Source organism: Microcystis sp. M49636_WE2 (assembly GCF_030065375.1).
GTDB lineage: Bacteria > Cyanobacteriota > Cyanobacteriia > Cyanobacteriales > Microcystaceae > Microcystis > Microcystis aeruginosa_C.
Genome location: NZ_JASJFG010000417.1, coordinates 1 through 1,474 on the forward strand (window position 1 = coordinate 1; position 1,474 = coordinate 1,474).

Sequence of the window (1,474 nt, forward strand, 5' to 3'; positions counted from 1 at the left end):
CTAGAAACCAGCGTCAGAAACGTAGAAAAATACGTCAGTCGCTTATTTAGCAAGACTGGTACTAATAGTCGCACGGAATTGGTACGTTTTGCCCTAAAACACGGTTTAACCAGTTAATATAGCAGCTAAGGACAAAGTAGCAGATGGGAGTAGTTTATTAACTGACGATGACAGGCAACTGAATTAGCGATGGCAAAAAAACTTAAATATATGTCACGGCAAACCGTGCCTTTGAGGATAGCGTTATCCTGTTGAATTTATCCGAGAATTACTTAGTTCTGGCCTGACTATTGCCGACATTTTAGCCCACTACGATGATAGCGAAAAAACTTTCTGTCCTTTGTGTCTTTGTGGTTTTTCATATCAGTAATTTTACCCAGAATGCCATGCACGTCATCAGCTATCGAAGACTAGGAGACTTTAGGAATAAACAGGCTGATTCCCGAATAGGTTGAGAGAATTGGGATAATTAAACTTCTTTAACTAATACTCCATTCAGAAAAATTTCGGCAATACCTTCGGCCATTTCTTGTAAAGCGAAGGGGGAAGCATTACTATCTAAAATAGTTTCACTGGAAAAACCAGCAATTGCGAACATTCCTAGAAAAACCTGCGCCACAATTTTCGGATTCATGGGACGATAGATACCACGATCAATCGCTGTTTGAAAAAAAGCCTCGGCCACATCGGTCATTTTAGCAATTACCTCCGATTGGATTCGCTCTTTTAATTCGGGGTGAAATTGGGCCTCTATAAAACAAACTCGCAATAAATCGCTATTTTCTCGCATTCTCAACACCCTACGCCGCATCACCTGCGCTACCGCTTTATAACTGCCCATTTCGCTCAATTCCGTCAGCAAGTCGGTGAGAATATCCACCCATCCCCTAGTGGCCACTTCAATTAAAATCGCCTTTTTGTTGGGAAAATAACGAAATAAAGTTCCTTCTGCCACATTTGCGCTTCCTGCTAGGTCTTTGGTCGTGGTTCCTTCATAACCCTTAGCGGCAAATAAACGTAAAGCGGCCTGTAGAATACGACTACGGGTATCTTCTTCCCCAGAATTGGTCTCAGTTAGGGAACGTTGAAAAAGACTTTGCATGATCATTGACAGCTAGAAGGGGATAGAGCCATTGTCATCGATCAAGTTAGGTGTTTACTCAAATGCTTCATAAAATTTTGAGTAATTGGGATTAGAGATTGTTCGGTTATCGTTCCCCAGACTTCCCCAGAAATCAAGCTAGAAGCTTGTCCACCTAGCTAAAATCTTAATGAGTTTCATACGGTCGCTGTGCAAGCGGATAGTTAGACCGTAGCTCACCCCTTTTTATACCTGAACTTCCCCCCATACATATATACTATAATAGCCGAAAACCCTTATCCATCAATGGATGTAACCCCTTAACTTTTCTTAATGTACCCATGTAATTTGTAACATTTCTTAATGGACAAGAATTCTCTCCATTTGCTAGAA

The 1,474-nt window shown here is 41.1% G+C and carries 1 protein-coding gene and 2 pseudogenes; 2 read left to right on the forward strand and 1 reads right to left on the reverse strand.

Going from position 1 to position 1,474, the window contains the following annotated elements:
- Together PX484_RS09950 and PX484_RS25730 are read left to right on the forward strand one after the other, a co-directional pair.
- Nucleotides 1-117: pseudogene (locus PX484_RS09950) on the forward strand (DNA-binding response regulator); the annotation flags it as partial.
- A gap of 136 nt (nt 118-253) precedes the next feature.
- A pseudogene (locus PX484_RS25730) lies at nt 254-370 on the forward strand (hypothetical protein); the annotation flags it as partial.
- 99 nt (nt 371-469) lie between these two features.
- Here PX484_RS25730 and PX484_RS09955 read toward each other — a convergent pair.
- Nucleotides 470-1,102 carry a TetR/AcrR family transcriptional regulator gene (locus PX484_RS09955; protein WP_287767914.1) on the reverse strand — a complete coding sequence of 211 codons (633 nt, stop codon included), beginning with the start codon at nt 1,100-1,102 and terminating at the stop codon, nt 470-472.
- Nucleotides 1,103-1,474 lie beyond the last annotated feature (372 nt).